Below are 240 nucleotides of genomic sequence, written 5' to 3'. Positions count from 1 at the left end.
CCGGAAACAGTCCGATGCCGATGGTGCCGGCGGCGGTCAAGGCGAGCGTGGCGCGGACGGACGGCGTCAGGGCAGGCTCGAACGCGCGCTCCGGCTCGCGCATGTAGATCACCATGACGATGCGGATGTAGAAGTATGCGGCGACGGCGCTCAGCAGCACCGCGATCACCGCCAGCGTGACGAAACCCCGCTCGACGAGCGCGACCAGCACGTAGAACTTGGCGAAGAACCCGGCTGTCG

At 67.5% G+C, this 240-nt stretch carries 1 pseudogene; it reads right to left on the bottom strand.

From position 1 onward, the window contains the following. Nucleotides 1-240: pseudogene (locus tag AC0L2O_RS37430) on the bottom strand (NADH-quinone oxidoreductase subunit N); the annotation flags it as partial.

The sequence above is a fragment of the Bradyrhizobium sp. Kon10 genome (assembly GCF_055807395.1).
The sequence above is the reverse complement of the archived record's forward strand: the minus strand, read 5'-3'. Positions and strand labels throughout refer to the sequence as shown.